This is a genomic window from Salinimicrobium oceani (assembly GCF_012037645.1).
The window spans coordinates 1-381 of sequence record NZ_JAAVJR010000966.1 but is presented as its reverse complement, the minus strand read 5'-3'; the positions used below and the strand labels follow the sequence as shown (position 1 = coordinate 381).

The following is a 381-nucleotide window of genomic DNA, read 5'->3' as shown; positions in this document are numbered from 1 at the left end:
CCTCTTCATTTGATCTATATACCAATCGGTAGCAAATAGGCTTGTGTTTACCACTCTAACATCGGTCCTGTACTTTTCAATTTGCTGAGCATACCACAGCGCAAAAGTGTCGTTATCTCCAATAGTGAAAATGATCGCATTCTCATCCAGGCTGTCGAGGTACATCTTGGCCATAGCAAGTGCAGTGTAGCGGTCGGACCTGTTGTGGTCATCCCAGTTCTCTGTAGCCAAAACAGTGGGCACGGCGAGTAATGAAACCACTACCGCAACCGGAACTGCCATTTTGGGTTTTATATAATCTTTGAGTATATCGAACAATGCATAAACTCCGAAGCCTATCCACATGGCAAAAACATAGAACGAGCCGACCAGGGCATAATC

At 45.1% G+C, this 381-nt stretch carries 1 pseudogene; it reads right to left on the bottom strand.

The window, feature by feature from the left end:
• Positions 1-381: pseudogene (locus HC175_RS20285) on the bottom strand (hypothetical protein); the annotation flags it as partial.